The following is a 5,422-nucleotide window of genomic DNA, read 5'->3' as shown; positions in this document are numbered from 1 at the left end:
ACAAGCACATCCTGTGAGGCACGTGCTCGCAAAAAAAGCTCTGACGCCTGCTCGGCGACGCGAACTCGTGCACCAAGTTCAGGAGGCGCACGGAGCGAGCGGCGCGGCTGCGTCGCGCTCGGCGTCGGCCGGTCGAGCATCCGCTACCGCTCGACCAAGCCCGATCAGGCACCGCTGCGGATGCGCATCTGTGATCTGGCCAAGAGCCGGGTGCGCTACGGCTATTTTCGAATCTACATCCTGCTGCGCCGAGAGGGTTGGCGGGTGAACCATAAGAGGGTTCATCGTCTCTACCGGGACGAGGGGCTTCAGCCTGCGGCTCAAGCGACCGCGCCGGAACGTCAGCGCGGCACACCGTGAGCGTCAGCCTGCTGCGCTCCGGCCGAACGAGCGTTGGTCGATGGACTTCGTCTCCGACGCGCTGTTCGACGGTCGCCGGCTGCGGGCCTTGACGGTCGTCGATGCGTTCACGCGCGAGGCTCTGGCGATCGAGGTCGACCAAGGCATCAAAGGCGAGCAGGTCGTGGCCGTCGTCGGCCGCTTGGCGCTGCTGCGCGGAGCACCATGCGCCATTCAGGTCGATAACGGGCCTGAGTTCGTCTCGAAAGCTCTCGACCGCTGGGCCTACGAGAATGGTGTCACGTTGGACTTCTCACGGCCCGGCAAGCCGACCGACAACGCGCTGGTCGAGTCGTTCAACGGGCGGCTGCGCGACGAGTGCTTGATCGCGAACTGGTTCTTGTCGTTGGCCGACGCGAGGAGCAAGATCGAGACGTGGCGGCGGCACTACAACGAGAGCCGACCTCACACCGCCCTGGGGTGGCGAACGCCTCAGGAATTCGCCCTGGCGGCAGCCCGACAGGCCGCCGAATGAGATCCGGAGGCTCACCTTTCGGCCGGACCAAAAGCCGGGGGACCCTCAAGATGGCTCAAAGCCATACCTCAGGGAGGACCACTTTCCAGGGGGCAGGCCACCGGCGGCCGCCCGGGCCAGGTCGAGATCTGAGATGTCGGCGCCTTCAGCTACCGCTCAGCGCCCGAAGAGACCGATGACCAGCAGCGCCCGCATTGAGACCTCCTGATGCGCGTTGCGGCCATCTTGCGCTGCATGGTGGTGTCGAGCGTGGCGGTCGACACCTTCGTCACCTGGATGAGAAGCTGACGCCGCCGCGCACCGCCCTATCTCGCCGGCATGGCTGATGCGTGACAAACCACCGGCGATCTCTACAAGGCGAAGGCCATCATCGAGGCGGACGTCGTCCCCGCGGTCGACGCCTTCATGGCGGATTCGACCACGACAGCCTTCCTGTTCGGCGATGGCTACCGGATCGGCCTCGCCGAGGCCGTGAGCCGCCACGAGTGGGCAAAGGTGACCGTCGCGAACAAGGATGCCACCGAGCACCTGCGCCGCGCCGCCGTGCGCACCGCCATTCTGCTGGCCCGGCCGGAGAAGCCGTGGCGATCACCTGGGCCCGCACATGGCCTGACCGCGCCGATGCGCGACGCGACTTCGTGGCCAGGGACGATGGCATGCCGGTTGGCCGAATCTACTTCGTCCAGATCGCCACTGGCCCGGCCTGGTTCTGGGCAGCCAACGGGATCCAGGCAGCCCCTGGCACGGTCGGCTGTGCACTGAGCGGCCACGAGTCAACGAAGCAGGCCGCAGTGGACCGGGTGAAGGCGGCCTGGGCGATGTGGCTCGATGTCCAGGCCGGCGGCGGGTCCGGCACCAGCATCGGCGACCGCTAAAACGAAGAAGCCCCGCGCGGCGGGTGCCGGCGAGTTTGAGGAGGAGCGATGAGCAAGGGTAAGGGCGATGGCAAAGCCGTTCCGGCGTCTCTATCTCAGCCTGCTGGGCCGAAGCCTGATCGCTCACCCACTGGCATGCGCGCCCTTGCCGAAGGCATCGAGGCGAAGGCAGACACTGGGTTCTGCATGCCTGGCTCGGCCGTTGGCATCTATGCCGCGGCCATGCGGGCTCTGGCGCGGGAGCGAGAGCAGCAATGAAGAAGCCCGACGCACCTTGATGGCGGCCGGACCTCGCTTAAGCTTCTCGCAATTGTTGCTGCCTGGTCAGGCGTTCAACATGCCGGCGGTCGCGACATGGACGGTAAAGCCAGGTCCTTCATCGACCCAGTTAGCACCTGCCGAACCGTGGTTAATGCCGTAGGTCTCGATGGCACTGGCCGAGTAGTGATGGTTGCCCGTGACCGTGTTGTAGAAACGTTCAAGCGTAAGCCCACCCACTCCCAGCGCGGCTCCATCCTTGTAGGCCTCGAACGCGACACCCTCGTAGTTATAGGTGTGCTGATTGGCGATGATACTATCGCGCTCGCCCACGCTGGTGGTCAGGAAATGGGTACCATGCACTGTGTCGTAGAACCGGAACACGTCGACGGTGTCAGCACCTTTTTGGGGTGTGGACCATTGTGCTCCTTCGTACTGAAAATTCGGCATGTTGGCCATGATGCTGTTTTTTTCAATGACGTTGGTCGTATAAAAATGATCATAGGTGTTTGTATCGTAAAAACGGAATACTGGGGTCAAATCAGCAGATGACTGGCTGCCATGAACAGTAATATCGAGCATTGAAATGGCGGTACTACCATGACCATTGCTTACTTTATATAAAAACACATCGTGCACGTCACCAGCCACTCCTAGAGCGTTATCTGCGACGTACTTGTAAGAACCGTCAGCATTTAGAGTTAGATGGCCATACTTACCAGTAGAGGGTTGCCCGACGGTACCGCTAGCAAGATCTACAATCGAGAGCGCATATCCGGCGGGATCATGATCACCCGCCAAGGCACCTGTGCCTGTTTCTCCACCAGTTTTGGCAATAGTGCCTGCCGCAGCCACTGAACCATAATCGTCAATTGCGAGTTTGCTAACGCTCTGGTCAACGTAGCTGACTAGCTTCTGTAATGTCTCAGTACTTGGAGGCGAGATCCACTGAAAGGACTTCGTGTCGGAATTGTATATCCAAGCTGGTTTCGGAGCGGCACTACCTACAGTCATTCCATCATGCGTTGCGCCTGAGCTAGCCACCGAAGCGGCGGTGGCAGTGGCTGTGATGTCTGCCCGAGAAGTGACGTCCGGCGCGATTGAGGAGGCTGCTGGCGGGGGTGCGGTCGCATTCAAATGGAGCGCACCTCCAACCAAGTCGGATAGACGCGTTGAACCGGCCTCAACAACGGCTCCAATGGTGGGCTCGAGAGCACCTGCTACCAGTGCGCCAACTGCAACGCCTGCAAGAACAGGAAGAAACGCTCCTGCAACAGTTGTAGTCGCTGCAGTTCCTACGATCCCAGCGACAAAAGCGGCGGTTCCTCCCCCTACAACTTCGCCCACAACACCACTTAACATTGCAGTTGAAAGATCTTTGAATGCTTTTTGCGACTGCCCTCCAAGACCGCCGGTGTCAACGAATTCGTTGATTGCTGATCCGATAGCTGTGCCAACTTTGAGCGCCACGCCCACATAGGCAGCTTTATTCGCAGATGTTTCTAACTTGCTCGAAAACAACTCAACCTTTTTTGGAGTATCTGCATAGAAGGCATCCACCGAATAATGAGGGGATGCTGAGCCGACACTTTCGCCAACACTAGCCGCAAGGTTATAACCTGCCTTTCCCGTCAGCAATAAGCTTTCTTTAGTAGCCTCCTTCAGTCCCGCGAGAACATCTGGGCTGGCATAAAGCGATGCCTCTTCACCGTTTACTTCGACGGAAGGCTGGCCCTTTTGCTCTGGGATCGTGAACGTATAATCGGTTATGAAATCTATCTCAGTACCCGGTTCGACCAATCCCGATGAGTCGGCGATTGTTTTTATGGTCCAAAACAGATGGAACGACTTTGATGGTGCAATGTTCCCGTTTTTTAAGATCGTGAGTGTAAATGCTGCCTGATTTGGATCGTTCGCCAGAACGCCGTTCGAGCTTGAAACTGGTGATATTGTGTAGTCAAGACCGTACCTTGCGGTACTTTCGGTTGAATACCAAGAATAATATGTATTGTAGCCCGCCGTCTTAAATCCATTAAATGGCAAAGCATCTCCAACGCCTACTGGCAATGAAAGGCTTTGGCTGGAAGAGCTGAACGCTGCCACAGTTTTCCTCAACGGTTGCTTTGAGCAGTTAGAAACTAATTCGATCAAAATCTTCCGACCGAATCGTTTATTTATAAATACAAAATTCTCTGTTTTCTGTCAATACTGAGTCGCACAAAGAGGATCACGGCTCTTTCATGTTGCGAATCTGAGCAGGCTTCGGAGCGGAATACTACTTGTTAGGTGAACCGTCTCACTACGCTATTAGCTTGTTGCGGGCGCCTGTAGTCTTTCCCTCTTTGAATATACGGCCTGTAAGATGCTTCAGGGGCCGCGACTCCAGTGACGCTATTCGCTAATGTTTTAAAGCTGAAGTAATGCGTCGGGGATGTCTGGAGAAGATGCCACTCGGAGGGTACCCTTATCTTGCAGGCAGTTTCGTGGCACCTGAGCTCAAGGCCTTTCTCGGAGCTTCATTTTGCATTTGCCCGAACGAAACCCCGCCTCGGGTTGCTCCGGGCGGGTTCATGGAGATGTCTGCAACCACAAGGGCGGCGGGCTCTCCGAGTCATTCCTTTAGGTGAACAGGAAGTCCGAGGTGCCGACGTAGTTCAGACCGTCCTTCACAACGACGCTGCTGTCCCAAGCGCTGGAGTACAGAACCACATCGGAACCGTTAACTACGGAAACCTGTAGAGTCGCGGCAAAGCCTGCGCCAAAGCCCTGAAATACAATGGTATCGTCGCCATTCTGGTCGAAGTCGAGCACAATATCCGTGCTGCCTGCCTGCTCCGGCCGAAACAGGAACATGTCGTTACCTGCCCCGCCCGTGAGTGTGTCGCCACCCTCGCCACCGATCAACACGTCGGCGCCTGCGCCGCCCTGGAGATTGTCGCTCCCAGCGGCACCGAACAGCACGTTGGCGCCGGCGTCTCCGATCAGCACATCGTTGCCGCCAGAGCCGTAGAGGTTCTCGATGTTGACGAGGAGGTCGCCGTTAGCATCTCCGCTCGAGCCGGTACGCGCGCTCAGATCGACATATACTGCTCCGGCCGAACTCAGGTAGGAGGCGGTGTCGTTGCCGGCCCCACCGTCGAGATAGTCCGCTCCTCCCATTCCCTGAAGGGAGTCGTCACCCAAGCCCCCGATCAGCTCATTCCCAAGGGCGCTTCCATACAAGATGTCGCTAAAGGTCGACCCCACCACCGACTCGATGTTGGTAAGCGTGTCACCCGTCGCGTCACCCCCGGTAGCAACTCCGGCCCCTAGGACTACGAACACGGCGTTGCCGGAATCGCCATAGTACGCGTAGTCTACGCCGTCTCCGCCATCGAGGTGATCTGCGCCCGCCCCGCCCACCAGCGTGTCGTTG

5 protein-coding genes and 1 pseudogene are annotated in these 5,422 nt (G+C 58.5%); 3 read left to right on the top strand and 3 right to left on the bottom strand.

The genetic code is table 11. The features are described 5' to 3' along the window. Positions 1-874 (top strand): annotated as a pseudogene (locus ACLBWX_RS22880) (IS3 family transposase); the annotation flags it as partial. A 156-nt stretch (positions 875-1,030) separates the two neighbouring features. Here the strand turns inward: ACLBWX_RS22880 and ACLBWX_RS22875 are convergent. Beyond that, positions 1,031-1,402, bottom strand: coding sequence for a hypothetical protein (locus ACLBWX_RS22875; protein WP_447679213.1), 372 nt, complete (start codon positions 1,400-1,402; stop codon positions 1,031-1,033). A gap of 53 nt (positions 1,403-1,455) precedes the next feature. Here ACLBWX_RS22875 and ACLBWX_RS22870 point away from each other — a divergent pair, with 53 nt between their 5' ends. Further along, entirely contained in the window at positions 1,456-1,749 is a 294-nt protein-coding gene (locus ACLBWX_RS22870; protein ID WP_447679212.1) for a hypothetical protein, read from the top strand. Between the two features lie 48 nt (positions 1,750-1,797). Next, a complete protein-coding gene (locus tag ACLBWX_RS22865) occupies positions 1,798-2,007 on the top strand; it encodes a hypothetical protein (protein ID WP_447679211.1) in 210 nt (69 codons plus the stop codon). 66 nt (positions 2,008-2,073) lie between these two features. Here ACLBWX_RS22865 and ACLBWX_RS22860 read toward each other — a convergent pair whose 3' ends face one another. Together ACLBWX_RS22860 and ACLBWX_RS22855 are read right to left on the bottom strand one after the other, a co-directional pair. Further along, positions 2,074-4,110: an Ig-like domain-containing protein gene (locus ACLBWX_RS22860; protein WP_447679210.1), complete on the bottom strand. Its 2,037-nt coding sequence runs from the start codon at positions 4,108-4,110 to the stop codon at positions 2,074-2,076. Positions 4,111-4,626: 516 nt separating this feature from the next. Continuing rightward, positions 4,627-5,422: calcium-binding protein (locus ACLBWX_RS22855; RefSeq protein ID WP_447679122.1), on the bottom strand; the 796-nt coding region annotated here is incomplete at its 5' end.

The organism is Methylobacterium sp. M6A4_1b, from assembly GCF_053345175.1.
This window is presented reverse-complemented; position numbering and strand designations above follow the sequence as displayed.

Excerpts from the sequence above, each read along its gene's own strand:
- ACLBWX_RS22865 (WP_447679211.1), top strand. The coding sequence starts at position 1,798 with ATGAGCAAGGGTAAGGGCGATGGCAAAGCCGTTCCGGCGTCTCTATCT.